The organism is Thioalkalivibrio sp. XN279 (assembly GCF_011089885.1).
In the GTDB taxonomy this organism is placed as follows: domain Bacteria; phylum Pseudomonadota; class Gammaproteobacteria; order Steroidobacterales; family XN24; genus XN24.
In genome coordinates this window covers 261,906-288,545 of the sequence record NZ_JAANBD010000028.1, presented here as the reverse complement: position 1 = coordinate 288,545, position 26,640 = coordinate 261,906, and the positions used below count along the sequence as shown (strand labels likewise).

The window sequence follows — 26,640 nt, the reverse complement described above, 5'->3', positions numbered from 1 at the left end:
GATCGGCTTGATGTAGCCCTACGGCTGTCGAGCACGAACAAGAATTGTGCTTCTACCTTGGACGAGTCAAGCAAACGTTTCCAGCCCGCTCGGGTCGGACCGGCTTAAGCGATGGAAAAATATTGGTTTGACGGTTAGAAACCGGCTGTTTTGGGCCTTACGTGACACAGAATCCCGGGTTCGCTGTCATGTAAGGGCTGCACGGCTCCGCTTACGTGACACGAAACAGGGGTTTTTGTGTCACACAAGGGTCCGAAATGCTTGGAAAACCGCTATCTAAGTCAATAGAAGCAATAACTTAAGACGGTCCGACCCCGGGGAAATAGCGGAAAATCATGAAGACGGCGAGGAGCAGCGCCACCCACAGCAGCATGCTCCCCACCGGCCAGGCCCGCGCCAGCACGCCCTGCGCGCCGTGGTGGCGCATCAGCCCGTCGGAGAATCGTCGCAGCAGGCCCTGGACGAAACCGCCGGCGCCTTCCCGCAGGCCGTTCATCAGCCCCTCGAAGGCGCGGAACAGGCGCACCCAGCCGACGCGCCAGAACCAGTCGAGGTCCAGGCTCACGGTGAGCGTGCGCTTCATCAGCGGCAGCATGACGAAGAACGCCAGCCCGGCGAACAGCAACAGCTGTGTCTGCGTCACCACGTGCTCCGCGGTGTAAGGCTCGTACTCCACCGGGTACGGCAGCAGCCCGTACAGCAGCTGCGGGAACACCCCCAGCCCGATACACACGATCGAGAACAGCACCATGGCCGCCTGCATGTTCCACGGCGGGTCCTTCGGGCGCAGCCCCGAGTCCTTCTGGAAGAACACGTACCACGGGAACTTGATGCCGGCATGCAGGAACACGCCGGCCGATGCCGCCACCATCAGGTACCACACCCAGGTCATGTGCATCTCGGCGGCGGCCGACACGGTCAGCGACTTGGAGATGAAGCCCGAGGTGAGCGGGAAGGCCGAGATGGCCAGCGCGCCGATGGTGCCGCAGATGGTGGTCAGCGGCATGGTGCGGAACAGCCCGCCCAGCTCCGAGCACTTGTGCTTGCCGGTCTGGTAGATCACGGCGCCGGCGCTCATGAACAGCAGCGCCTTGTAGAAGATGTGCGCGAAAGCGTGCGCCGCCGCGCCGTTGAGCGCCATCTCGGTGCCGATGCCGACGGCCACCACCATGAACCCGACCTGGTTGATGATGGAATAGGAAAGAATGCGGCGGATGTCGTTCTCGAGCAGCGCGTAGATGATGCCGTAGAAGATCATCCAAAGCCCGATGCCGATGAGCAGCGGCTGGCCCGGGAACAGCAGCATCAGCGCCAGCACCGCCGTCTTGGTGGTGAAGGCCGAGAGGAACACCGAGCCGGTGGGCGAGGACTCGGGGTAGGCGTCGGCCAGCCAGGCGCTGATGGGCGGCGCGGCCGCGTTCACCAGGATGCCGATGAACACCAGCCAGGTGTCGAAGTTGTCCAGCGTGAGGGCGCGGATCTCCACCGAGCCGGTGTGGATCATGATGCCCTCGATGCCGACCTTGAGGATGATGCCGCCGAGGAGATGCATGATGATGTAGCGGATGCCGGCGCGCTTGGAGCCGAAAGTGCCGCCGCACCACACCACCACCACCGAGAACAGCGCCATCAGCTCCCAGAACAGGAACATCACGATGAGGTCGCCGGCGAAGCTCACGCCGATGGCACCCGAAGCGTAGGCCATGGCCGCGGCGAGCTCGTACCACTTGGCCTGGCGGAAGGCGAACAGCACGCCGCCGAAGCCCATCAGCGCGAACACGGTGGCGAACAGCCGCCGCACCGGGCTGCCTTCGACCACCTGCACCTCGTAGCCGAGGAAGGTGGCGGTGAGCTGGATGCCGTCCGGGATCTGCCAGATCGCGTACAGCGTCACCAGCGGCGCGGCAAGCGCGATCACCGGTCGCAGGCCCGGACGCGACACCGCGACCAGGAAGGCCCCGATGAGCATCACGAATGCCGGCGGAATGACGATCTCGAACATGGCCTACTTTTCCAGGTCCCGGTAGTAGTGCTCGGGGCGCTTCACCAGCCAGCCCAGCACTTTCGCGAACAGCACCATGGCGACGCAGGCGAGGAAGCCGTAGGCGGCGTTGAAGCCGAGCCAGCCGTCCACGCCGAAATACCCGTGCACGTCGATGAACAGCTGCGCGGCCACGGTCAGGCCGAGCACCAGGCCGAACACCCGCCACAGCCAGCGGATGGTGGCCGGTCGCACCAGCCAGTGGTCGTGCTTGTCGTCGTGCTGGCTCATTCCGGGCCCTTCAGGATGCCGTATTCGAGGTCCACCACGGGACCGTTGAAGACGAAGAACAACAATACCAGCGCCGCCGTGGTGGTCAGCGCCGCCACCATCGGCCAGGGCGCCTCGCCGTGGTCTTTCTGCGGCGGCTCGTCCTCGGTGTCGAAGAAGGCGCGGAAGATGATGGGCAGGAAGTACGCCGCGTTCAGCGCCGTGGCGATGACCAGCACGGCGAGCACGAAGTAGTTATCGTTCTGGAACGCGCCGGCGATCATGTACCACTTGGACACGAAGCCGGCGGTGGGCGGCACGCCCACCATCGACAGCCCGCCGATGGCGAAGGCGGTCATGGTCCACGGCATGCGCCGGCCGATGCCCGACAGCTGCGTGATCTCGGTCTTCTTCGACGCGATGTAGATGGCGCCGGCGGCGAAGAACAGCGTGATCTTGCCGAAGGCGTGCGCCACGATGTGCACCGACGCGCCGATTTCCGACAGCGGCGCCAGCACCAGCGCGGCGAGCACGATGTAGGACAGCTGGCTGATGGTGGAGTAGGCCAGCATGCGCTTGATATTCACCTGCCGCAGCGCCACCACCGAGGCGGTGATGACGGTGAAGCCGGCGAGGTACACCAGCAGCCGCTCGGTCGGCACCTCCACCAGGAAGTCCAGGCCGAAGATGTAGATGATGACCTTGGTGATGGTGAACACGCCGGCCTTCACCACGGCCACCGCATGCAGCAGCGCGGAGACCGGCGTCGGCGCCACCATGGCCGCCGGGAGCCAGCGGTGCACCGGCATCACCGCGGCCTTGCCGACGCCGAGCACGAACATCAAGAGCAGCACTGTCGCCAGGCCGCCGCCGATGCGCCCCTCGAGGATGCCGCCCGGCCTGAAGTCGAGCGTGCCGGCCACGGCGTAGGTCCAGATGATGGCGGGCAGCAGCAGGCCGATGGAGGTGGCGAGCAGGATGCCGAGGTAGGTGCGCGCGCCTTTCTTCGCCGCCTCGTCGCCCTTGTGCGCCACCAGCGGGTAGGTGGAGAGCGTGAGCACCTCGTAGAACACGAACAGCGTCAGCAGGTTGGCCGAGAACGCCACGCCCATCGCGCCGGAGAGCGCGATGGCGAAGCAGGCGTAGAAGCGCGTCTGGTGCTTTTCGTTGTTGCCGCGCATGTAGCCGATGGAATACACCGAGGTCACGATCCACAGGAAGCTGGCGATGGCGGCGAACAGGATCGACAGCGGCTCGGTGTGGAAGGACAGGCTCAGCCCCGGCAGCATCTCGATCAGCGTGATCTCGATGATCTCCTCGCGCGTCAGGCTGTACATGATGCGCAGCACGACGGCGAACAGGGCCACCGCCGTGACCAGCGTGACCGCTTCGCGCAGGTTGGGCCGCTTGCCGGTGAGCACGATGAGCAGCGCCCCCACCAGCGGCACCAGCACGGCGATCTCGAGGGCGGTGGAGGCGCTCGGGATCATGGCGCGCCACCCGCGGCGGTGGAGAACAGCAGCGTCGCGGCGCGCTCGGCGATGCCGACGGTGACGCGGGTGTCGATGCCGAACCAGAAGTTCAGGCCGACCAGCACCCAGGTCGGCAGCAACAGGGCCAGCGGCGCCTCGCAGCGGCTGGTATCCTCAGCCGGCTGCAGGTAAGCCACCTCGACCACGCGCCAGATGTAGATCACCGCCAGCAGCGAGCCCACGATGATCACGGCGACGATGGGCCACCAGCCCAGCTCGATGGCGGCGGAGACCAGGTACCACTTGCTGATGAAGCCGACCGTGAGCGGCACGCCGATAAGGCTCAGTCCGCCCGCGACGAAGGCCGCCATGGTCCAGGGCATGCGCCGCCCGAGGCCGCGGAAGGCGTCGATCTGCGTGGTGCCGAAGCGATAGGCGATGCAACCCAGCGCGAGGAACAGCGCGCCCTTCATCAGTGCATGGTTGAACACGTGCAGCAGCGCGGCGGTGAGGCCCAGCGTCGAGGCCATGCCGATGCCCAGCACCATGTAGCCGATCTGCGCCACCGAGGAGTAGGCCAGCATGCGCTTGATGTTGGCCTGGCCGATGGCCACCACCGAGGTGCTCAGCAGGCCGACGATCGCCAGCGGCACCAGCAACTGCACGGTCGGCATGTCGCCGAAGGAAAAGGCCGGGCCGAAGACGGTGTAGATGAAACGGATCAGGACGTAGATCGCCACCTTGGTGGCGGTGGCGGCCATCAGCGCGGTGACGGCGCTGGGCGCGTAGGTGTAGGCGTTGGGCAGCCACAGGTGCAGCGGGAACAGGGCCAGCTTGAGGCAGACGCCGACCACGATAAAGGCGTAGGCGGTGTGCACCGTGCGCGTCGCCGCGACTTCCGGGATGCGCACCGCCAGGTCGGCCATGTTCAACGTCCCGGTCATGGCGTACAGCAGGCCGACCCCGATGAGGAAGAAGGTGGCGCCGACCGTGCCCATGATCAGGTAGGAAAAAGAGGCGGTGAGCGCGCGCCGGTTGCGGCCCAGGCCGATGAGGGTGTAGGTCGCCAGCGAGGAGATCTCGAGGAACACGAACACGTTGAAGGCGTCGCCCGTGACCGCGATGCCCATCTGGCCGGCGAGGAACAGCAGCAGGGCGGCGTAGAGCCAGGGCGATTTGCGCTCCGGGACCTCCGCGGCAAGGCTCGGTCCCGCGAAAGGCAGCACCACGGCGGCCAGCAGCGCGATCAAGAGCGCCAGCAGCGCGTTGGCCGGGTCGAGCCGGTACTCGATGCCGATGGGCGGCGTCCAGCCGCCCATCCAGTAGCTCAGCACGCCCAGGTCCATGGCCTGGGCCGCCAGCGTGGCGGCGGCATAGAGCATGAACCAGCTCACCGCCGTGGCCCACAGCCAGGGCAGGCGGCCGGCCGGCAACAGCGCGGCCACCGCCGCGCCCAGCATCGGCGCGACGACGATCAGCGGCAGGATGTGAGACGCCGCGCTCAGGGCTCTTCGTCCTTGGCCTGGACCTGGTCTTCCTCGACCGTGCCGTAGGCCTCGTTGATGCGAATGATCAAGGCCAGCGCCAACGCGGTGGTGGCGACGCCGACCACGATGGCGGTGAGGATGAGCACGTGCGGCAGCGGGTTGGAGTAGGACGTATAGCCTTCCTCCAGGATGGGCACAGTGCCGTCGTCCATGACCCCGAGACTGATGAAGAGGATGAACACCGACACCTGGAAGATGTTCAGGCCCGCCACCTTCTTCACCAGGTTGGTGCGCGAGATCATGGTGTAGAGGCCGATCATCGCGAGGATGATGGCGACGTGATAGTTGTAATGGGCGATGAAGCTCATGGGCTGCTCCCGCTGCCGCCGCTGCCGCCGCTGCTGCCCGCGCCGGTGCCGGCGCTATCGCCGTCGTCCGCCTTCTTGCCGCGGCCGCGCTCGGCGAAGGTGAAATAGATCAGCAGCATCACCGAGGCCACGGTGACGCCGACGCCGATCTCGACCAGGATGATCCCGGTCTGCTGCGCCTTTTGCGGGTTTTCGCCCAGGGCGTTGTAGGCGAGGTAGTTGCCGCCGAGCAGCATGGTGAGCAGCCCGACGCCGCCGAAAATCAGCACGCCGATCGCCGGCAGCCGCTGCAGCAGGCGGGGCGCGATCACGTGGCGGGCCTCGTCGAGCCCGAACACCAGGGCGTAAAGGATGATGGCGGCGGCGAAGATGACGCCGGCCTGGAAGCCGCCGCCGGGGCTGTACTCGCCGTGGAACTGGACGTAGAGCGCGAACAAGAGGATCACCGGCACCACCAGCTTGGCGATGACCTTCAGCACGACGCGGTGGTCGAGCGGGCGCGGGGGCCCGGTGACGATCCCCGGCGGGCGGGCGCGCAGGCCGAGCAGCGCCAGCACGCCGATCACCGCCGAGAACACCACCACCACCTCGCCGAGGGTGTCGTAGCCGCGGTAGCTGGCCAGGATCGAGGCCACCACGTTGGGGATACCGATGTCTTTATAGGATTCCTGCAGGTAGTAGGGCGCGACGTGGTTGTGCGCCGGCGCGGCGCCGTCGCCGAAGGCGGGCAGGTCCATGGTGCCGTAGATCAGGACCGCGCCCGTGACCCAGACGATCGCCAGCGGCAACCACTTGCTGCGACTCGGCACAGGTTGTTCGCGCCGCGCCGTCTGCGCCAGCGTCGCCAGGATGAGGATGGTCGAGATGCCCGCACCCACGGCGGCCTCGGTGAAGGCGACGTCGGGCGCGTCCATGGTGGTGAACAGTCCGGCGGAGATCAGGCTGAACAGGCCGAACATCATCGCCATGGCGAACAGGTCGCGCAGCCGCAGGATGCTCACCGCGCAGATGGCCAGGAAAGCCAGCAGCAGGACGTCGATCACCGTGTCCATCAGCCGTGCGCTCCCTCGCTGGCCGCATCACCCTCGGGCCGGGACTGCCCGCGGCGGGCGCTCGGATGCTCTTCGCCGGGATGCAGGCCGCCGTGCAGCGCTGCTTTCGCCAGCGCGTGCGAGGCCGTCGGGCTGGTGAGGAACAGGAACACGATGAGGAAAGCCAGCTTCACGGTCACCAGCGTGAGGCCCGACTGCAGCATCAGGCCGGCGATGATGCAGGGCGCACACATGGACTCGGTGACACTGGCGGCGTGGATACGGCTGAAGAAGTCCGGCAGGCGCAGCAGGCCGATGCCGCCGATGATGCCGAAGGCGCCGCCGACGAGGATGAGGAACCAGCTGAGGAGGTCGAGCGCGAGCGTCATGACTTCAGTCATTTTCCGGCCCCCCGTACTCGAAGTAACGCAGCACCGCGATCACGCCGATGAAGTTGATCAGCGCGTAGGCGAGGGCGATGTCGAGCACGTCCGGACGCCCGGTGAGGAAGGCGAGCGCGGCGATGAGCAGCACGGTCTTGGTGCCGAACACGTTCACCGCCAGGATGCGGTCGTAAACGGTCTCGCCGAGCAGCGCGCGCGTCACCGCGAGCGCCATCGTGACCATGATGGCGAGGATCGCGGCGATGATCATCGTGCCCGGCGCTCCGCCTCGCCCTCGGCCCGGGTGACGCGGCGATCCATCTCGCCGCTGACAAGGTAGTCGATGCTCTCACGCGACAGCGCATGCACCCTGAGCCGGTTGCCCTGCACGTCCAGCGTCACGGTCCCTGGCGTGAGCGTGATGGAGTTCGCATAGACGACCCGCCCGACCATCGTATGCTGGCTGGCGTCCACCTCGAACACGGTGGGACTGATGGGCATGGAGGGCGAAAGCACGCGGCGCGCCACGTCGAAGCTCGACTTGACGATCTCGACCGACAGCCAGGGCCAGTAAGGACCGTAGCGCAGCGCCGCCCACACCGGGTGGTGCTCTGAATCAACGAGTCCCATGCGGCTCGAGAGCCACAGGGTGAGGAGCACCGAAAGCACGGCAAGGCTGATCAGCAGGGGCTTGAACAGGCCGGACAACAGCAGCCAGACGGCGAGCAGTGCCAGTCCCATCAGGGCCAGATTGACCGGTTTGCTGTTCACGGGTGGGGCGGGTCCGAGGCGTCATGCAAGTCGGCAATAATAGACGGACGGGGTGGCCCCGCCAAGAACAACCGGGGGCATGCGGGTCAAGGACTTGGCGCCGGGGACTTGTTCATACCCTATAATCCCTGCTGTTTTGCAAGATTTTTCCTGCGCTCCCCGCGTTCCCGCGGGGCGCCGTCTCGACTGGAGTGACTGATGAGCTTGCCTGCCATGGACGAGGTGAAAATCGGGATCATCGGCCTGGGCTACGTCGGCCTGCCGCTGGCGGTGGCTTTCGGCCGCCGCTACCCGACCGTGGGATTCGACCTGAAGCGCGAACGCATCGCCGAGCTCGAGGCGGGCGAGGATTCGACGCTCGAGACCAGCCCGGAGGAACTCGCCTCCGCGACCCAGCTCGGCTTCACCAGTGACCCGGCCGGTCTCACTGCCTGCAACGTCTACATCGTCACCGTGCCGACGCCCATCGACGACGCCCGCATCCCCGACCTGGCCCCGTTGGAGCGCGCCAGCCGCACCCTGGGCGAACTGGTCAAGCGCGGCGACACCGTCATCTTCGAGTCCACGGTCTACCCCGGGGCCACCGAAGAGGTGTGCGTGCCCATCATCGAGGAGATTTCCGGGCTCACCTACAACATCGACTTCTACGCCGGCTACAGCCCGGAGCGCATCAACCCGGGCGACAAGGAACACCGCGTCGAGAACATTCTCAAGGTCACGTCCGGCTCGACGCCCGAGGTGGCCGACTTCGTCGACGCGCTCTACGCCAGCATCATCACCGCCGGCACCTACCGCGCCTCCTCCATCCGCGTGGCCGAGGCGGCGAAAGTCATCGAGAACACCCAGCGCGACGTCAATATCGCGCTCATCAACGAGCTGGCCATGATCTTCAACCGCCTCGGTATCGACACCCTGGAGGTGCTGGAGGCCGCGGGCACGAAGTGGAACTTCCTGCCCTTCCGCCCCGGGCTGGTCGGCGGCCACTGCATCGGCGTCGACCCTTACTACCTCACGCACAAGAGCCAGGCGGTCGGTTACCACCCGGCCATGATCCTGGCCGGCCGTCGCATCAACGACAACATGGCGCTTTACGTCGCCAACCGCGTGGTGCGCCTGATGATCCAGAAGGGCCTCGCCGTGAAGGGCAGCCGTGTGCTGGTGCTGGGCCTCACCTTCAAGGAGAACTGCCCCGACATCCGCAACACCAAGGTGGTGGACCTGGTGCGCGAACTCGCCGACCTCGGCGCGCGCGTGGACGTGCACGACCCGTGGGTGGATGCGGCGGAGGCACGCCATGAATACGGCATCGAGCCCGTGGCCGCGCCCGAGTCCGGGTCCTACGACGCCGTGGTGCTGGCCGTGGCCCACAAGGAGTTCAAGGCCCTCGGCGCCGCCGGCGTGCGCGGCTTCCTCAACGAGGGCGGCGTGCTGTACGACATCAAGCACCTGCTGCCGGCCGACGCCGTGGACGGGAGGCTGTGATGAAAGTGCTGGTCACCGGCGCCGCCGGCTTCATCGGCTTTCATACCGCCCGCCGCCTGCTGGAGCGCGGCGACGAGGTGGTGGGCCTGGACAACCTCAACGAGTACTACGACCCGACGCTCAAGCGCGCGCGCCTGAGCCAGCTGCAGGGCCAGAAGAACTGGCGCTTCAGGAAGCTCGACCTGTGCGATCGCAGCGGCATGCAGGAGCTGTTCAAGACCGAGAAGTTCGACCGCGTGGTGCACCTCGCGGCACAGGCCGGGGTGCGCTATTCCATCGAGAACCCGATGGCCTATGTCGAGAGCAACCTGGTCGGGCATACCAACCTGCTGGAGGGCTGTCGCCACAACAGCGTCGAGCACCTGGTCTACGCCTCGACCAGCTCGGTGTACGGCGCCAACACGAAAATGCCGTTCTCGGTGCACCAGAACGTGGACCACCCGCTGTCCTTTTACGCCGCGACGAAGAAGGCCAACGAGCTCATGTGCCACACTTACTCGGCGCTGTACCAGCTGCCGACCACGGGCCTGCGGTTCTTCACCGTGTACGGCCCCTGGGGCCGGCCCGACATGGCGCTGTTCAAGTTCACCAAGGCCATCCTCGAGGGCCAGCCCATCGACGTCTTCAACTACGGCCACCACAAGCGCGATTTCACCTACGTGGAAGACATCGTCGAGGGCGTGGTGCGCTGCCTGGACAAGGTCGCGACGCCGAATCCCGACTGGGACAGCAACGACCCCGATCCGGGCACCAGCTTCGCGCCCTATCGCCTCTACAACATCGGCAACCAGGGCCCGATCGAGCTGATGCGCTACATCGAGATCGTCGAGGAGCAGCTCGGCAAGAAGGCCGAAAAGAACCTGCTGCCCTTGCAGCCCGGCGACGTGCCCGACACCTGGGCCGACGTGGAGGCGCTGACGAAGGACGTCGGCTACAAGCCCGCGACGCCGGTGGAAGAGGGCGTGGCGCGCTTCGTCGAGTGGTACCTGTCTTATTACCGTAACGAGCACCGGGGATGATCCCGGGTCGGCCGGCTGTGGGTTTCGAGAGGGTGGAGGTCAAGGCATGGGCGGCAAGAAAGCGGTGAACTGGCCCCGTGGGCTGAAGTCCTGGGGGGCGTTGAAAGACCATTGCCGCGAGGACATCCGCAAGCGGCACCTGGGCGACATGTTCCGCCGCGACCCGGAGCGTTTCACGCGCTTCTCCATCGAGGCCGAGGGCCTGCTGCTCGACTACTCGCGCCATCGCGTCACGCGCAAGACCATGAAGCTGCTCAACCGCCTGGCACTCGAGACCAACGTCGAGGCCCTGCGGGAAGGCATGTTCGCCGGCGAGCACATCAACGAGAGCGAGGACCGCGCCGTGTTGCACGCGGCACTGCGCGCGGATCGCGACGATCCCTATTTCGACGGCGAGCTCGACGCCACCGCGGCCGTGCACGAGGTGCTGGATCGCATGGACGCCTTCGTGCGCGCCGTGCACTCCGGCCAGTACGCCGGGCACGGCACCGGCCGCCACTTCACCGACGTGGTCAACATCGGCATCGGCGGTTCCGATCTCGGTATCGAGATGGCGGTCGGCGCGCTGGCCAACTACGCGGTGCCGGGGTTGCGCGTGCATTGCGTCTCCAACATCGACGGCGTCGGCCTCGCGGACACCCTGGCGCGGATCGACCCCGCCACGACACTGTTCGTGGTCTGCTCCAAGACGTTCACCACGCTCGAGACGCTCACCAACGCCCACGCCGCGCGCGCGTGGTTCGTGGAACGTTTCGGCGCCGAGGCGGTGCGCACGCATTTCGTCGGCGTGTCCACCAATCACGAGGCCATGGACGAGTTCGGCATCTCGCCGGCCAATCGCTTCGGCTTCTGGGACTTCGTCGGCGGCCGCTTCTCCATGTGGTCCGCCGTGGGGCTGGCCATCGCGCTGGGCATCGGCATGGACAACTTCCGCGCCCTGCTCGCCGGCGGCCGCGTCATCGACCGGCATTTCCGCGACGCGCCGCTGGACCAGAACCTGCCGGTGCTGATGGGCCTGCTGTCGGTGTGGAACACCAACTTCCTCGGCGCCGAAAGCCTGGCCGTGCTGCCTTACGACAGCCGCCTGGCACGCTTCCCCGCCTACCTGCAGCAGCTGCACATGGAGTCCAACGGCAAGGGCCGACGGCGCGACGGCACCAGGGTGAGCGTCGCAACCGCGCCGGTGCTGTGGGGCGAGCCCGGCTCCAACGCCCAGCACAGCTTCTTCCAGCTGCTGCACCAGGGCACGCGCCAGGTGGCCATCGATTTCCTCGCCCCGGTGCAGGGCTCCGGCCCGTCGCAGGGCCAGCACGACCTGGCGCTGGCGAACATGCTGGCGCAGGCCAGGGCGCTGGCGGAGGGCGACGATGACGGGTCCGGCGGCTACCCCGGCAATCGCCCCAGCACCACGCTCCTGTTCCAGAAGCTCGACCCGGAGACGCTGGGCAAGCTGGTGGCGCTGTACGAGCACAAGGTGTTCGTCGAGAGCGTCATCTGGGGCATCAACGCCTTCGACCAGCCGGGCGTGGAGCTGGGCAAGCGCCTGGCGCGCGAGATGACCGACGCGGTGGCGCAGCCGGACGGCTTCCAGGGCGGCGATGCGTCGACCCGCGGCCTGCTCGACGCCATCGTGCGCTGGCGCTGACAACACCCTTAAAGCTGGTTATTGGCCCGTTTACGGGGGCTTCACCGCGGCCGCCGCCGTGCTCATCATGCGAGAGGCCTGGCCGCAGGTGACAACACCTGTATATGGGAGCAATATACGCATGGTGATCGACTGGTCTCGCATCGCGGGCTTCGAGTGGGACGAGGGCAACGCGCGCAAGAGCGCCGCAAAGCATGGCGTGACGCAGTCCGAGGCAGAGCAGGTGTTCCTCGGCGGCGCTTGCCTGGTGTTGGCCGATCCCGATCACAGCTCGCTGGAGGCACGCTTCCACGCCCTGGGCCTGACCGATTCGGGTCGCCACCTGCACGTGACTTTCACCTTCCGTGCCGGGGGGACGCTCATCAGGGTCATATCAGCGCGCGACATGCACCGGAGAGAGAGGGAGTTTTATGAGCAAGCCCGAGAAAAAACGCCCCCCGCAGTTCACGACCGAGGCCGAGGAGCGCGCGTGGTGGGAGCGGCACGACTCAAGTGAGTATCTTGACTGGAGCAAGGCCGAGGCGGTGAGCTTGCCCAATCTCAAGCCCACCACCCGGACCATCTCGCTGCGCCTTCCCGTGACCATGCTCGACCGCATCAAGATGGAAGCCAACCGTCGCGACGTGCCGTACCAGTCCCTGATCAAGAGCTGGCTGGCGGACCGGCTGGACCGGGAGTGAGCGCGGCCGATCTGGATCGCGAGCGTCGCAAGGGCCGTTTGTCAGCGTCGGGCAAATCGCTAAAACGGCTCTAACGCCTGGATTTCCGCCCCGCGTCTCCGCGGAGACGCGTTGCCACGCCGCGGCCTGAGCGCTTAACCTCCGTCGACCACGCGATGCATGCGCAGGAACTCACCATGACCCGAACACTGGCCTTGCTGTTTTCCCTTGCGCTGCTCGCCGGCTGCGCCTCGCTCCGCCCCGACCCCGGCGCCGAGTTCGACGCCCTGGTGGCGGACTACGAGGCCTTCCGCCTGGCCAACAACCCCATCGCTGCAGGCCGGCAGGGCGATCTCGAGGCGGCGGCGCGCTGGCCCGATGACTCGTTCGCTGCGGTGGCGGCGCGCAACGAAGCCAACGCCGAGTTCCTGGCCCGGCTCGAGGCGATCGACGTTGCCGCGCTGGACGAGAGCCAGCAGGTCAGCCATGCCGTGCTCGATTACCTGCTGCGCTCGGCGGTCACGCTGGCGCCGTTCGAACCCGAGCGCATTGCCTTCACCAACGACAGCGGCTTCTTCTCCTACCCCGGCTCCCTGGCGTTGTCCACCCGGCCGCGCTCGGTGGCCGAGGCCGAGGCCTGGATCCGGCGCATAGAGGGCCTGCCGGCGTGGTTCGAGCAGAACACGGCGTGGCTGCAGCGCGGCCTCGACACCGGCGTGGTGCAGCCGCATTACATCGTTCCGGGCGTGGTTGGCCAGGTCGAGACGCTGGCGAGCACGCCGGCCGAGGATAGCCTGCTGTTCGCGCCGCTGCAGGACCTGCCGGCGCAGCTGCCCGAGGCCGAGCGCACGCGCCTGCAGGCCGAGGCGCTGGCCGCGATCGAGCAGTATGCTCTCCCGGCCTATCGCGATCTGCTCGCGTTCTTCCGCGACCAGTACCTGGCCGCGCCGCGCGCGACCGTGGGCATTTACGACGTCCCGGGTGGGCGCGATTACTACCGTGCGCTGGTGCGCTACCACACCACGCGCGACATGACGCCCGAGCAGGTGCACGAGGTCGGGCGCGCCGAGGTCGGGCGCATTCGCGCCGAGATGGAAAAGGTCATCGCCCAAAGCGGCTTCGAGGGGTCCTTTGCCGAGTTCCTCGACTTCCTGCGCACCGATCCGCAGTTCTACGCGCAGAGCGAGGAAGCGCTGCTGAAGCACGCCGCGTGGCTGGCCAAGCGGGCCGACGACCAGATGCCGCGTTTCTTCAAGAACCTGCCCCGCCTGCCCTATGGCGTGCGGCCGGTGCCGGCGTCCATGGCGCCGAACTACACCACGGGCCGCTACTGGCCGGGCAACCTCGAGGGCGGCGTCGCCGGCGGCTACATGGTGAACACCTACGCGCTGGACCAGCGGCCGCTGTACGAGCTGCCGGCCTTGACGGTGCACGAGGGCGTGCCGGGCCACCACCACCAGTTCGCCGTGGCACAGGAGCTCGAGGGCGTGCCGGAGTTCCGTCGCAACAGCTACATCACGGCCTACGGCGAGGGCTGGGGCCTGTACACCGAGTTCCTCGCCATCGACATGGGGCTGTACGACACGCCCTACGACCACTTTGGGCGCCTCACCTTCGAGATGTGGCGGGCCTGCCGGCTGGTGGTCGATACCGGCATCCACTGGTACGGCTGGAGCGTGGAACAGGCCGAGGCCTGCCTGCTGGAGAACTCGGCGCTGGCGCCGCACAACGTGCGTACCGAGGTGGCGCGCTACGTGTCCTGGCCGGGCCAGGCCCTGGCGTACAAGACCGGCGAGCTGCTCATCCGGCGCTTGCGGTCCGATGCCGAGGCGGCGCTGGGGCCGGAGTTCGATATCCGTGCCTTCCACGACCATCTGCTGGGGGAGGGCGGCATGCCGCTGTCGGCGCTGGAGGCCAGGATGCGGGCGTGGATCGAGGCGCAGCAGCAGGAAAATAAGAACAATAATTAAGCCGCCGGTCCGCAGCAGGGCAGAGAGCGCAGGGAATATTTAATTAGTCCCTGTACTTTCTGCCCCGCTGCGTTTCTGCGTCTGGTTATTCTTCCGTTTTGGCCCAGCTTTCCACCGTCTCGGCGCCATGCTCGGCCTTCCACGTTTTTAATACCTTGTGGTTGGCGCCGCGGGTCTTGACGACCTCGCCGGTGACGGGATTGGTGTACACCTTCAGCTTGCGGCGGCGACGCTTGCGCACCGGGCCGGCCCCGGCAGCCCTGCCGCGCCCGCCGCCCGCGCCCTTGCCAGGACCGCGGCCGCCCTTCAGGTCGAATAACTCCGCCAGGATCGCGGGGGAGCGGTTGTGCTTTTTAAGCAGCGCCTCGATTTCATCGCGCAACTTGAGATCGGTCTTCAATTCCTTGTCGCTTTCCAGGGCCTTCAGTTCTTCCGTGAGCTTGGCCAGCTTGGCTTCTTTTGCCCGTAGTTCTTTTAATTTCTGCGACATTTTCAAAATAATCACCCGGTAATATTTGCTGAATGAATTATATGGAAACGATTTAATTTTGTCTTGAACGCTGCCGATAAAAAATAACACCGGGTTTATTTGCTGGCAACAAGAATATTAACGGCTGCAGGTAATAAATTATTCGGGCCGCGAGAATAATTGATGCTCGGCGGCTAAGCTCAGCGCCGCGCCCTGCCACCCCTTGCACCTCCCGGCAACCCGCAATTTTCCGCACTATGCTTAATGTTGCATCGCGGTAAACTGTGGGCTGTCCCCAGGTGGGGGCCGTCCCCTCAGGCCATGCAATGAAAAAGATCGTCATCGTCGGCGGCGGGGCAGGCGGCATCGGCACCGCGACCCGGCTCGGGCGCAAGCTCGGGCGCAAGGGCAAGGCCCACGTGACGCTGATCGACTGCGTCGAGAGCCACGTGTGGAAGCCGCTGCTGCACGAGGTCGCCACTGGCGCGCTCGACGTGGGCATCGACGCGCTGAGTTATCGCGGGCACGCGGCGGCCAACGGCTACCATTTCCAGCAGGGCAGCCTGGTGGACATCGATCGCGAGCAGCGCCAGGTGGTGCTGGCGCCGATCCTGGACGACAAGGGCACGGAGCTTTTGCCGGCACGGCGCCTCGACTTCGACTACCTCGTCGTCGCCGTCGGCAGCATATCCAATGATTTCGGCATCCCGGGCGTGAAGCGTCGTTGCCTGTTTCTCGACAACACCGAGCAGGCCATGGTCATCCGCAAGCTCCTGCTCAATCGCTTCCTGCGCTACGCCAGCCACGAGCAGCTGGAGGAAAAGATCAAGGTCGCCATCGTCGGCGCCGGTGCCACGGGCACGGAAATGGCGGCCGAGATGCACCATGCGGTCGACCAGCTGCGCGGCTACGGCTACAAGATCGATACCTCGCTGTTCGACGTCACGCTGATCGAGGCTGACAAGCGCATCCTGCCCAAAGTCAGCCAGGAGGCGATCTCGCAGGCCGTGGCGCGCGAGCTGGAGAAGATCGGCGTGCAGGTGCTGACCAACACCCGCGTGGTCGAGGTCACCGACAAGGGGATTACCTTCCAGGGCGGCTATTTCATTGCCGCCGACATCGTCATCTGGTCCGCCGGCATCCGCGGCGCTGACTTCCTCAAGAACATCGGCGGGCTCGAGACCAACCACTTGAACCAGCTGGTGGTGCGGCCGACCGGCCAGACCACGCGCGACGACACCATCTTCGCCATTGGCGACTGCTGCGCCTGCCCGCAGGCCGACGGCTCGTGGGTGCCGCCGCGCGGCCAGGCGGCGCGCCAGCTCGGCCACCTCGTCGCCGACAATATTATGCGCATGTTACGGGGTCTGACCCCCGTAAGGACTTATATTTACAAGGATTTGGGCTCGCTGGTGAATTTGTCCAAGTTCCACACCGTGGGCAACCTGTTCTCTTTCCTCGGCGGCGGCGTGATGGTGGAAGGACGCATTGCGCGCTTCACCTACCTCTCGCTTTACCACCGCCACCTGATGGAGCTGTACGGGCCCGGGCGCGGCATGCTGATGATCCTGCTGAAGAGCCTGCACCGCGTGATCCGGCCGCACCTGAAGCTGCACTGAGTTTTCTGCCATAATCGTCGCGCAATCAAGCACTTTAGGGGGTCAGACCCCGGAGCAGGCATGAACAGCGCGCAGTCCATCTTCGTCACCGGCGGCACCGGCTCTTTCGGCAAGGCCTTCGTCCGCACCGTGCTCGAGCGGCACCCCGACATCAAGCGGCTGGTCATCTTCTCCCGCGACGAGCTCAAGCAGTTCGAGATGGCGCAGGAGTTCAGCCCGGACAAGTACCCGGGACTGCGCTACTTCCTCGGCGACATGCGCGACGAGGCGCGCCTGCGCCGCGCCCTCGAGGGCATCGATACGGTGATCCATGCCGCGGCCCTGAAGCAGGTGCCGGCCGCCGAGTACAACCCCTTCGAGTTCATCAAGACGAATATCCTCGGCGCACAGAACCTGATCGATGCCTGCCTCGAGAACGACGTCAGGCGCGTCGTCGCACTGTCCACCGACAAGGCCGCCGCGCCGGTGAACCTCTACGGCGCCACCAAGCTCTGCTCCGACAAGCTGTTCACCGCCGCCAACAACATCAAGGGCAAGCGCGACCTGCGCTTCTCGGTGGTGCGCTACGGCAACGTCATGGGCAGCCGCGGCTCGGTGATCCCATTCTTCCTCGCGAGGCGCAAGACCGGCGTGCTGCCGATCACCGACACCGCCATGACGCGCTTCAACATCACCCTGCAGGAAGGCGTGGACATGGTGCTGTGGGCGCTGGAGAACGCCCAGGGCGGCGAGATCTTCGTGCCGAAGATCCCCAGCTACCGGATTCTCGACGTGGCCGAAGCCATCGCCCCCGGCTGCCGGCAAGATGTCACCGGCATCCGCCCGGGCGAGAAGATCCACGAGGAGATGATCACCTCCAGCGACAGCCCCTACACGGTGGACCTCGGTCACTACTACGCCATCCTCTCGCCAACCGGCAGGCGTGGAGTCGAGGCTTATTGCGAGCGCTCAGGGGCGACCCCTGTCGAGCGTGACTTCGCCTACAACAGTGGCACCAACCCGGATTTCCTGAGTGTGCAGCAACTCAGGGAGCTCATCCGCCGAAACATCGATCCCAGCTTATCGGGGTAGACACATGATCCGTTACGGGCAACAGCACATCACGGCGGAAGATATCGAGGCTGTGATCGAGGTGATGCACTCGATCAACCTGACTCAGGGCCCTGCGATACCTCGGTTCGAGGAGTCTGTTAAGTACGCGTGTGACGCGCAGTTTGCCGTCGCAGTGAACAGTGCTACTTCTGCGCTTCACATTTCCTGCCTCGCGCTCGGGCTCGGCCCAGGGGATTACCTTTGGACCAGTCCGAATACTTTCGTGGCTTCAGCCAACTGCGGCCTCTACTGCGGGGCCTCCATTGATTTCGTCGATATCGATCCGCGCACTTACAACTTATGCCCCAAGGCATTGGAGCAGAAGCTCGTAGTCGCCGAGCGCGAAGGCACTTTGCCAAAAATCGTGGTACCCGTGCACTTCAGCGGCCAGCCCTGCGACATGCGGGCTATCCATGCTCTCGCGCAGCGCTATGGGTTCAGGATCATCGAGGATGCGTCGCATGCCATTGGTGGCCGCTACCTGGGTCAGCCTATTGGCAACTGTCGCTACAGCGATATATCCATTTTCAGTTTTCACCCAGTCAAGATTGTCACGACCGCAGAAGGCGGCGTGGCTGTTACCAACGACAGTGTCCTGGCCGAAAAGTTGGGCCTATTGCGAAGCCATGGTATTACCCGTGAACCTCACCTGATGACCCGACCGATGGATGGGCCGTGGTATTACCAACAGGTTGCTCTGGGCTTCAACTATCGCATGACGGACATGCAAGCGGCGCTTGGCGCGAGCCAGATGACTCGTTTGCATGACTATGTACAGCGTCGTCATGAACTCGCTTCTCGCTATGATGATGCCTTTCAAGGTTGGCCGCTGACGATTCCTTGGCAGCACCCGGATGGCTTTTCTGCATACCATCTCTATGTGATTCGCCTGCACCTCGACGAAATCCGCCCCACGCACCGGCAGGTTTTCGAGGCGCTGCGTGAAAGAGACATCATGGTCAACCTGCACTACATTCCAGTGCATACTCAGCCCTATTACGAGGCAATGGGGTTCCAAGTTGGTGATTTCCCTGAAGCCGAACAATACTACCGGGAGACAATCAGTATTCCATTGCATCCTGTGCTGACCGATGCCGAGCAGGATGAAGTTATCGAAGTACTGCGAGAGGCTATGCGGGTGTGAGGCTGGCCGTTCTCCCGGCGCGCGGCAGTAGCAAGCGCATCCCGCGCAAGAACATCCGCGAATTCTGCGGCAAGCCGATCATCGCCTGGTCGATCGAGGCGGCGCTCGAGGCCGGCTGCTTCGACCGCGTGCTGGTCTCTACCGACGATGCCGAGATCGCCGCGGTCGCCCGGGATCATGGCGCCGAGACACCCTTCATCCGCCCGGCGGAGCTGTCCGACGACTACACGCCGACGATCCCCGTGATCGCCCACGCGATCCGCTGGCAGGAAGCGCAGGGGGGCGCGGTGCAGGCGGCCTGCTGCATCTACGCCACGGCGCCGTTCTGCCGCGCCGAGGACCTGCGCCAGGGCGCGAGCCTGCTGGCGGCCGACGCGCTCGACTACGTGTTCCCGGTCGTCGCCTACGGCTTCCCGATCCAGCGCGCCCTGCGCATCACGTCGGACGGGCGCGCCGAGATGTTCCAGCCCGGGCACTTCGCTGCTCGTTCGCAGGACCTCGAGCCCGCCTACCACGACGCCGGCCAGTGGTACTGGGGCACGCGCGAGGCCTGGCTCGAGGGTCGGCCGATCTTCTCGCCGGCGGCGCGTACCGTCGTGCTGCCGTCCGGCCGCGTGCAGGACATCGACACGCTGGACGACTGGTACGAGGCGGAGCTCAAGTTCCGCGCGCTGGCAGGGTCATGAGTCACGGCGCGACGCCGCAGCCGTCCGGCCCGCCACGCATCGTGTTCCGTGCGGACGCCTCGCTGGAGATTGGCACCGGCCACGTCATGCGTTGCCTGGCGCTGGCCGAAGCACTGCGCGAGCGCGGCGCGGCGTGCGAGTTCGCCTGCCGGGAGCTGCCGGGTCATCGCATCGAGGAAATCCAGCGTCGCGGCTTCCCCGTCCATGTGGGCGACACGTTCCAGCTTGGAGGTCAGTCCGAGGGCCAAGCCGGCGACGGTGCCCCCGCCGACTGGCTGGTCGTCGACCACTACGGCCTCGATGCGCGCTGGGAGCGGCAACAGCGCCCGGCCGCACGCAGCATCATGGTCATCGACGACCTGGCCGACCGGCCGCACGACTGCGAGCTGATGCTGGACCAGACCCTCGGGCGGGCGCCGGGCGATTACGACCGCCTGGTGCCCGATGGTTGCGAGCTATTGTGCGGGCCAGAGTTCGCCTTGCTGCGGCCCGAATTCGCCGAGCTGCGGCCGCGCAGCCTCGCGCGCCGCGCCGGCGGCGGGCTGGCGCGCATCCTCGTCACCATGGGCGGCATCGACAAGGACAACGCCACCGGCCTTGTGCTCGAGGCGCTCGACGCCGGCGGCTTGCCGCCCAACGTTGCGGTCACGGTGGTCATGGGCAGCCGCGCGCCCTCGTTGTCGCAGGTCCGGGTACAGGCGACGCGACTGCCGTTCCCCGTCGAGATCGCCGTCGACGTGAACGACATGGCCGAGCGCATGGCGGCGAGCGACTTCGCCATCGGTGCCGCCGGCAGCACCTCGTGGGAGCGCTGCTGCATGGGCCTGCCGAGCGCGCTGGTGGTGCTGGCGGACAACCAGGCCAAGGTGTGTCGCGAACTCGTTGCCGCGGGCGCCGCCTTTGAACTGGGTGCGCCGGGGGACATAGCGCGGACATTGCCGCCGATCATCGCTACGATCACCCATGAGCCGGCGACCCTGCAGAAGATGTCTGCCGCCGCGGCCGCCATCTGCGACGGGCTCGGCGCCCAGCGCGTGGCCGCTGCGCTGCTCGCGGATGGTGACCGCAGCGAAGCGAACCGGGGAGCCTGAACATGGACATACGCCTGCGTCCTGTCACGCGCGAGGACATCGACGACGAGTACGTCGGCTGGTACCGCAACGACGACGGCCACCTCGACTATTTCACGGGCAGCGGCCGCACCTTCGATCGCGACACGCTGGTACAGGACTTCGCGGCCGGCCTCGAGAGCGGGCGCTGGTTCTACTACCTCATTGAAACGGGCGAGGGCGAGGGCGAGCGCGAGCGCGAGCGCGAGCGCGTCGGCACGCTGAAGATCGGCCCCATCGACACCCGCAACAAGACAGCGGACCTGGTCGCGCTGGTGGGTAACCGCAAGTTCCTCGGCCAGGGCCTGGCGACGAAAGCGATCGCGCTTGGCAACCGGCTGGCCTTCGAGAAGTACGACATCCGTCGCCTGCAGAGCGGCATCTTCGCCACCAACATTCCGGCCATCAAGGCCTACACCCGTGCCGGCTGGGTGGTGGAGGCGACCTTCAGCGGCTTCTACCTGCGCGACGGCGAGCCGGTGGACCGCGTGTGCGTGGCCTGTTTCAATCCCAGGTATTTCCCCGCAGAGTGAGGGAATTCGATCTTGACGAATGAAATCATCATCGCCGGCCGGCCGATCGGCCCCGACCATCCGCCCTACGTGATCGCGGAGATCTCTGCCAACCACAACGGCAGGATGGACACCGCCATGGCGCTCATCGACGCGGCCAGGGAAGCCGGCGCCGCCGCGGTGAAGCTGCAGACCTACCGCCCCGACACCATCACGCTCGATTCCGATGCCGAGGAATTCCGCATCCACGGCGGGTTGTGGGACGGCCGCACGCTGTACGAGCTCTATGAAGAAGCGCACACGCCCTGGGACTGGCATGCGCCCTTGTTCGCGCGCGCCCGCAAGGCCGGCATCACCATCTTCAGCTCGCCCTTCGACACCACCGCCGTCGACCTGCTCGAAGACCTGGACGCACCCGCCTACAAGATCGCCTCCTTCGAGGCCGTGGACCTGCCGCTGATCCGCTACGTCGCCGCGACCGGCAAGCCCATGATCATTTCCACCGGCATGGCCGACGCCCAGGAGATCGCCGAGGCCGTCGCCGCGGCGCGCGAGGGCGGCTGCAGGGAACTGGCTTTGCTCCACTGCGTCAGCGGCTACCCGGCCCCCGCCGCCGACTACAACCTGCGCACCATTCCCGACATGATCGAGCGCTTCGGCGTGGTCACCGGCCTGTCGGACCACACGCTGGCCAACGCCACGGCCATCGCCAGCGTCGCCCTCGGCGCCTCCGTCATCGAAAAGCACTTCACGCTCGACCGCAGCGGCGGCGGGCCGGACGACAGTTTCTCCCTCGAGCCCGCCGAGCTGGCCGCACTGGTCAGCGGCACGCGCACGGCGTGGGAAGCGCTCGGCCGGGTGGATTACGGCCGCAAGTCGAGCGAGCAGGGCAACGCGCAGTTCCGCCGCTCGCTGTATTTCGTCAAGGATTTGCAGGCCGGAGACATGATCACAGAAGACGCGGTAAGAAGCGTGCGGCCGGGTTACGGGCTGGCGCCGAAGTACCTGCCGGAGGTGATCGGCAGGCGCGTGGTGACGGACGTCAAGAAGAACACGGCGGTGAAGCGGGAAGTTCTCGGGGACTGATCGGGCCGGCTTCTTGTCCCCACCGCCCCCGCCCCCTATCATGCGTGGGTCGCGGCTCGGCCCGACCCATTTGGCACTGCACGACCAAGGGGGGCAGAAGCGCTTACGGAAGGATCCAGGCGCGATGCACATGCCTAAAACCAAGAGACTTTTGATCGGTACAGCGGCCATCCTCCTGGCCCTGCCGGCGTCTCCCGCTTTGGCCGACCCGTGGGCCAGGCCCGGCGACCTCGCACTCCGCCACGACGTCCAGCTGCTGGCCGACGCGGGCGTCATCAAGTCGCCTGTCACGACCTGGCCTATTCCCTGGGGCACGCTGACAGCCGACCTCGCGGCCATCGACGATTGCGGCACATCGGACATCGGCTGGAACGGTGGGGCTGAGCGGGACCGCGCGGCCTGCGCCCGGCTGGGCGATCCGGACGTGGCGGCCGCCCTGGCCAGGCTGCAGTCGCGTCTCGCGACCGTTCGCGGCCTGCGCGGCCTGCAGCCCAACGCTCGCGTCGCAGTACGCACCGACGAGGGTATCTGGCTACGGACCTTCGAAGACACGCCGCGGGATGACCTGGAAGCGCGGGTCGGCGTGTCGTGGATGGGCGACCGTTTCGCCGCCCGGGCCCAGGTCGCCTACGCCGACGAGCCGCGGCCCGGTGATCGCGAATGGCGCGGCGACGGTTCGTACATCGCCGGTATCTTCGCCAACCAGGTCATCCATGCCGGCGCGCTGGATCGCTGGTGGGGCCCGGGCCACAGCGACAGCCTGATCCTGTCCTCCAACGCGCGCCCGGTCAGCGCGCTCGGCATCGAGCGCCATGTCGCGAAACCTTTCGAGACGAAATGGCTGTCGTGGCTCGGCGCGTGGAACTACTCGCTGGTGTGGGGCTTCCTCGAGAGCGGCCGCGACGTCCCGAATGCGCGGCTGACGGCGTTCCGCTTCAACTTCCGCCCCACCGACAACCTCGAGATCGGCCTGTCGCGCGCGGCGCAGTGGTGCGGCCAGGGCCGTCCCTGCGGCTTCAGCACCTTCACCGACCTGGTCCTCGGCCGGGACAACCGCGGCGACGACGATCTCACCATCGACACCGAGCCCGGCAACCAGCTCGCCGCGGTGGACTTCCGCTGGCGCTCGCCGTTCATGCGCCAGCCCTGGGCGATCTACGGCCAGGCGACGGCCGAAGACGAGGCCGGCGGCACGCCTTCGCTGTGGTTCGGCCAGCTTGGGATCGAGGCGTGGGGCCAAATCGATGCCGGCTGGCTGTCCGGCCGCTGGCGCGCGCATTTCGAGTACAGCAACACGCTGGCGTCGTTCTACAAGAGCAACCCGCGCTACGACACGGCCTACGAGCATTCGATCTACACCAGCGGCTACCGCTATTACGGCCGCACGATCGGTGCGAGCCTGGACGGTGACAGCGAGGTGCTGAGCGCGGGCGTGACTCTGGTCGACCGTAACGAGCGCACCTGGCATGCGCTCATTCGCGCCGGCACACTGAACGAGCTCGGGGGCGGTGCCGGCCGGGATGCGATCCATTCCGTCGCGCCTGCAGAAACGAAAATCTTCAGCGCCCAGCTCAGCCACAGCCGCGAGCTGCAGTACAACGGCCTGAAGCTCGGCACGGTCAGCGCCGGCTTCGGGCTACAATCCGCCGACAACGAGGTCACCGGCGAGTCGGAGACCGACGCGCAGGTGTTCCTGCAATGGACATGGGACTACTCCGGGTTATGAACGGATTATGAGGCACATGACGCGATTCTTAGGCCGCCTGCTGGCGGGGATGATGCTGGCCGGGATGCTGCTCGCCGCGGGCGTCCAGGCGCAGACGCCGACGCCGCAGCAGCTCGAGATGTTTCGCCAGCTGCCGCCCGAGCAGCAGCGCCAGCTGATGGAGCAGTACCAGCAGCGCAGCGGCAACACGATCCAGGACCAGCGACTGCAGCAGCCGTCGCAGGGCGATCCGCGTGGCGATGCGCAGGGCATGAACGGGCGCAACGGGCTCAACGGCGCCACGGACGAGGGTCCCGCCGTGCGTGAGCAGGTGCTCGACGAGGCGACCGGCCTGCCGCTGTTCGGCTACGACCTGTTCGCCGGCGTGCCTTCCACGTTCGCGCCCGTCACGGATATCCCGGTGCCGACGGACTTCGAGGTGGGCGTGGGTGACACTGTGCAGGTGCAGCTGTTCGGCAAGACGCCGGGTAACTTCAGCCTTGTGGTGAACCGCGACGGCGCCATCAACTTCCCTGAGCTCGGTCCGATCCAGGTGGCGGGGTTGGGCTTCGACCAGATGCGGCAGCTGCTGCAGGACCGCGTCAGCCAACAGATGATCGGCGTCAGCGCCAGCGTTTCAATGGGTGAGCTGCGGTCCATCCGCGTCTTCGTACTTGGCGAGGCGACGCGTCCCGGCTCCTACATGGTCAGCAGCCTCTCGACCATCACCAATGCGCTGTTCTCCAGCGGCGGCGTAAAGCCGATCGGTTCGCTGCGCAACATCCGGCACAAGCGCAACGGCCAGGTGGTCGGCACGCTCGACCTGTACGACCTGCTGCTCCGGGGCGACACGCGCGCAGACGCCAGGCTGCAGCCGGGGGACGTGATCTTCATCCCTCCGGTCGGCACCCGCGTCGGCATCCAGGGCGAGGTCAACCGACCGGCCATATACGAGCTGCAAAGCGCCACCACGGCCGAGGAGCTCGTGCGCCTCGCCGGCGGCCTCACCGCGACCGCGCATCCACAGGGCGCCACTTTGTCACGCGTCAACGACTCGCAGGACCGGGTGATCCTGGATCTCGATCTCGTCACGGCCACCGGGCGCGCGGCCGGGGTCAAGGCCGGCGACCTCGTCGACGTGCCGGCTGTGATCGACCGCATGGACAACCGGATCGAGCTCGCCGGCCACGTGTTCCGGCCGCGAGCGGTGCAGTATCGGCCTGGCATGAGGATCAGCGACCTGCTGCCCTCGCTCGAATACCTCAAGCCACTGGCCGACGCCAATTACCTCCTGATCCGGCGCGAGCTGCGACCGAGTCGCCGGATCGTGGCGCTGTCGGCCGACCTGGAGCAGGCGCTCGACGCCCCAGGCTCGGCGGCGGATGTGGAGTTGCGGCCGGGCGATCGCGTGAACGTATTCACGCGGGAGGCGTTGCCGGAAGAGCTGATGCCACCAGAGTTGACGCCGCTGCAACAAGCCGGACAGCAGCGCATGCCCAATGGGCAGCCTGACAACGGGGCAGCTGCCGGTACGGAACTGTCAGAGGAGGAACTTGAGCGCCGGTTGGCGGCTGACCGCCGCGCCGTGGTAGACGCACTGCTCGAGGAACTGGAATTACAGGCTAGCCTGGAGGCGCCGGCGCAGCTGGTGCGCGTCGATGGCCGAGTCCGCGACCCGGGCACCTACCCGCTCGAGCCGGGGATGACCGTCAGCGACCTGTTGCGGGCGGGCGGCAGCCTGAGCGAGAGTGCCTATATCGCGTCCGCTGAGGTGACTCGATACCAGGTCATGGGCGGCGAGTATCGGGAGGCAGAGCTGGTCGAGGTGGACTTGGCCGGCATCGCAGCCGGCGATCCCCACGCGGACTTCATGCTCCAGCCCTATGACTTCCTCCACGTCAAGGAAGTAACCAACTGGCGTGAGCAGGAGTCGGTGACGTTGCTCGGAGAGGTCCGGTTCCCCGGTACGTATCCGATCCGCAAGGGCGAGACCTTGTTGTCCGTGCTCCAAAGAGCTGGCGGCCTGACCGACCGCGCCTTCCCGGAGGGTGCCGTATTTACGCGCGAACAGCTGCGTGAGCGCGAGGCCGAACAGCTTAGACAGTTATCTCGGCGCATGGAAGCCGACCTTTCAGCGCTCGCGTTGGAGGGCGCCCAGGCTGGGCAGGCCGCCGGTGACGCCCAGGCCATGGAAACCATTGCGACCGGGCGGAGCTTGCTCGGCGACCTTCAGTCGGCGACGCCGGTCGGGCGGCTGGCGATGGACTTGAACAGAGTGTTGCAGGCCGAACTCGGCTCGGCTGGGGACGTCATACTCGAGGACGGCGACGTGCTAATGGTGCCCGGTCCCATGCAGTCCGTGACTGTGCTCGGTGAGGTCCAGAGCCCCACCTCGATCCTGTTCGCGAAGGGGCTGAGCCGCGACGATTACATCAATCTGAGCGGCGGCATGACGCGCCGCGCGGACACGGACCGAATCTACGTTGTGCGGGCCAATGGGCAGGTCCACGCGAATGGCTCCCGCAGGTGGTTCAGCGAGGCGGATATGACAGTCCAACCGGGTGACACGATCGTGGTTCCGATGGATATCGAGCGGATGCGACCGCTGCCGCTGTGGAGTGCGGTGACATCGATTATCTTTAATTTGGCTGTCGCGGTGGCGGCGGTGAATTCCTTCTAG

25 protein-coding genes are annotated in these 26,640 nt (G+C 66.3%); 15 read left to right on the top strand and 10 right to left on the bottom strand.

The window, feature by feature from the left end; genetic code table 11:
• Positions 1–298 precede the first annotated feature (298 nt).
• Genes G8346_RS10950 through G8346_RS10910 form a run of 9 tightly spaced genes read right to left on the bottom strand, consistent with a single transcriptional unit; the run spans position 299 to position 7,763 of the window.
• On the bottom strand, positions 299–2,002 hold the full coding sequence (locus G8346_RS10950) for a Na(+)/H(+) antiporter subunit D (RefSeq protein ID WP_166051150.1): 1,704 nt from the start codon (positions 2,000–2,002) through the stop codon (positions 299–301).
• Positions 2,003–2,005: 3 nt separating this feature from the next.
• Entirely contained in the window at positions 2,006–2,272 is a 267-nt protein-coding gene (locus tag G8346_RS10945) for a hypothetical protein (protein ID WP_166051148.1), read from the bottom strand.
• A complete protein-coding gene (locus G8346_RS10940; RefSeq protein WP_166051146.1) occupies positions 2,269–3,741 on the bottom strand; it encodes a monovalent cation/H+ antiporter subunit D family protein in 1,473 nt (490 codons plus the stop codon). The genes G8346_RS10945 and G8346_RS10940 overlap by 4 nt, the downstream gene beginning before the upstream one ends.
• Complete coding sequence (locus tag G8346_RS10935) at positions 3,738–5,183, bottom strand: monovalent cation/H+ antiporter subunit D family protein (RefSeq protein ID WP_166051144.1); 1,446 nt, start codon at positions 5,181–5,183, stop codon at positions 3,738–3,740. Before G8346_RS10935 ends, G8346_RS10940 begins: the two co-directional genes overlap by 4 nt.
• Positions 5,184–5,224: 41 nt before the next feature.
• Positions 5,225–5,578, bottom strand: a complete 354-nt coding sequence (locus tag G8346_RS10930; RefSeq protein WP_166051142.1) for a cation:proton antiporter subunit C — start codon at positions 5,576–5,578, stop codon at positions 5,225–5,227.
• Entirely contained in the window at positions 5,575–6,630 is a 1,056-nt protein-coding gene (locus G8346_RS10925; protein ID WP_166051140.1) for a DUF4040 domain-containing protein, read from the bottom strand. Before G8346_RS10925 ends, G8346_RS10930 begins: the two co-directional genes overlap by 4 nt.
• The gene (gene mnhG / locus G8346_RS10920) at positions 6,630–7,010 is read right to left on the bottom strand and encodes a monovalent cation/H(+) antiporter subunit G (protein ID WP_206202702.1); all 381 of its coding nucleotides are present in this window, start codon (positions 7,008–7,010) and stop codon (positions 6,630–6,632) included. Before mnhG ends, G8346_RS10925 begins: the two co-directional genes overlap by 1 nt.
• Entirely contained in the window at positions 7,003–7,263 is a 261-nt protein-coding gene (locus tag G8346_RS10915) for a monovalent cation/H+ antiporter complex subunit F (protein WP_166051137.1), read from the bottom strand. The genes mnhG and G8346_RS10915 overlap by 8 nt, the downstream gene beginning before the upstream one ends.
• A complete protein-coding gene (locus G8346_RS10910; protein ID WP_166051135.1) occupies positions 7,260–7,763 on the bottom strand; it encodes a Na+/H+ antiporter subunit E in 504 nt (167 codons plus the stop codon). Before G8346_RS10910 ends, G8346_RS10915 begins: the two co-directional genes overlap by 4 nt.
• A gap of 204 nt (positions 7,764–7,967) precedes the next feature.
• Between G8346_RS10910 and tviB the strand changes: the two genes are divergently transcribed.
• The 6 genes from tviB (at position 7,968) to G8346_RS10880 (ending at position 14,538) form a co-directional block, all read left to right on the top strand.
• Positions 7,968–9,245: a Vi polysaccharide biosynthesis UDP-N-acetylglucosamine C-6 dehydrogenase TviB gene (gene tviB, locus G8346_RS10905; protein ID WP_206202738.1), complete on the top strand. Its 1,278-nt coding sequence runs from the start codon at positions 7,968–7,970 to the stop codon at positions 9,243–9,245.
• The gene (locus tag G8346_RS10900; RefSeq protein WP_166051131.1) at positions 9,245–10,264 is read left to right on the top strand and encodes an NAD-dependent epimerase; all 1,020 of its coding nucleotides are present in this window, start codon (positions 9,245–9,247) and stop codon (positions 10,262–10,264) included. The genes tviB and G8346_RS10900 overlap by 1 nt, the downstream gene beginning before the upstream one ends.
• Before the next feature lie 46 nt (positions 10,265–10,310).
• Positions 10,311–11,909 (top strand): glucose-6-phosphate isomerase, encoded by a 1,599-nt coding sequence (pgi, locus tag G8346_RS10895; protein WP_166051129.1) that lies wholly within the window; start codon positions 10,311–10,313, stop codon positions 11,907–11,909.
• Positions 11,910–12,030: 121 nt separating this feature from the next.
• A complete protein-coding gene (locus G8346_RS10890; protein WP_206202701.1) occupies positions 12,031–12,405 on the top strand; it encodes a BrnT family toxin in 375 nt (124 codons plus the stop codon).
• Positions 12,320–12,589 carry a BrnA antitoxin family protein gene (locus G8346_RS10885; RefSeq protein ID WP_166051127.1) on the top strand — a complete coding sequence of 90 codons (270 nt, stop codon included), beginning with the start codon at positions 12,320–12,322 and terminating at the stop codon, positions 12,587–12,589. The genes G8346_RS10890 and G8346_RS10885 overlap by 86 nt, the downstream gene beginning before the upstream one ends.
• Positions 12,590–12,765: 176 nt before the next feature.
• The gene (locus G8346_RS10880) at positions 12,766–14,538 is read left to right on the top strand and encodes a DUF885 family protein (protein ID WP_166051125.1); all 1,773 of its coding nucleotides are present in this window, start codon (positions 12,766–12,768) and stop codon (positions 14,536–14,538) included.
• A gap of 85 nt (positions 14,539–14,623) precedes the next feature.
• Here the strand turns inward: G8346_RS10880 and G8346_RS10875 are convergent, their stop codons facing one another.
• Complete coding sequence (locus G8346_RS10875; RefSeq protein WP_206202700.1) at positions 14,624–15,118, bottom strand: histone-like nucleoid-structuring protein, MvaT/MvaU family; 495 nt, start codon at positions 15,116–15,118, stop codon at positions 14,624–14,626.
• Positions 15,119–15,333: 215 nt separating this feature from the next.
• Between G8346_RS10875 and G8346_RS10870 the strand changes: the two genes are divergently transcribed.
• The 9 genes from G8346_RS10870 (at position 15,334) to G8346_RS10830 (ending at position 26,640) form a co-directional block, all read left to right on the top strand.
• On the top strand, positions 15,334–16,626 hold the full coding sequence (locus G8346_RS10870; protein WP_166051123.1) for an NAD(P)/FAD-dependent oxidoreductase: 1,293 nt from the start codon (positions 15,334–15,336) through the stop codon (positions 16,624–16,626).
• A gap of 60 nt (positions 16,627–16,686) precedes the next feature.
• A complete protein-coding gene (gene pseB, locus G8346_RS10865) occupies positions 16,687–17,697 on the top strand; it encodes a UDP-N-acetylglucosamine 4,6-dehydratase (inverting) (protein ID WP_166051122.1) in 1,011 nt (336 codons plus the stop codon).
• A gap of 4 nt (positions 17,698–17,701) precedes the next feature.
• Positions 17,702–18,862, top strand: coding sequence for a UDP-4-amino-4,6-dideoxy-N-acetyl-beta-L-altrosamine transaminase (pseC, locus tag G8346_RS10860; RefSeq protein ID WP_166051120.1), 1,161 nt, complete (start codon positions 17,702–17,704; stop codon positions 18,860–18,862).
• Positions 18,859–19,548, top strand: a complete 690-nt coding sequence (pseF, locus tag G8346_RS10855) for a pseudaminic acid cytidylyltransferase (protein ID WP_166051118.1) — start codon at positions 18,859–18,861, stop codon at positions 19,546–19,548. Before pseC ends, pseF begins: the two co-directional genes overlap by 4 nt.
• Positions 19,545–20,639, top strand: coding sequence for a UDP-2,4-diacetamido-2,4,6-trideoxy-beta-L-altropyranose hydrolase (gene pseG / locus G8346_RS10850; protein ID WP_166051116.1), 1,095 nt, complete (start codon positions 19,545–19,547; stop codon positions 20,637–20,639). Before pseF ends, pseG begins: the two co-directional genes overlap by 4 nt.
• 2 nt (positions 20,640–20,641) lie before the next feature.
• Positions 20,642–21,190 (top strand): GNAT family N-acetyltransferase, encoded by a 549-nt coding sequence (locus tag G8346_RS10845; RefSeq protein WP_166051114.1) that lies wholly within the window; start codon positions 20,642–20,644, stop codon positions 21,188–21,190.
• A 12-nt stretch (positions 21,191–21,202) separates the two neighbouring features.
• Positions 21,203–22,255, top strand: coding sequence for a pseudaminic acid synthase (gene pseI / locus G8346_RS10840; protein WP_166051113.1), 1,053 nt, complete (start codon positions 21,203–21,205; stop codon positions 22,253–22,255).
• A 124-nt stretch (positions 22,256–22,379) separates the two neighbouring features.
• Positions 22,380–23,981: a capsule assembly Wzi family protein gene (locus G8346_RS10835; RefSeq protein ID WP_166051110.1), complete on the top strand. Its 1,602-nt coding sequence runs from the start codon at positions 22,380–22,382 to the stop codon at positions 23,979–23,981.
• Between the two features lie 16 nt (positions 23,982–23,997).
• Positions 23,998–26,640: an SLBB domain-containing protein gene (locus G8346_RS10830; protein ID WP_166051108.1), complete on the top strand. Its 2,643-nt coding sequence runs from the start codon at positions 23,998–24,000 to the stop codon at positions 26,638–26,640.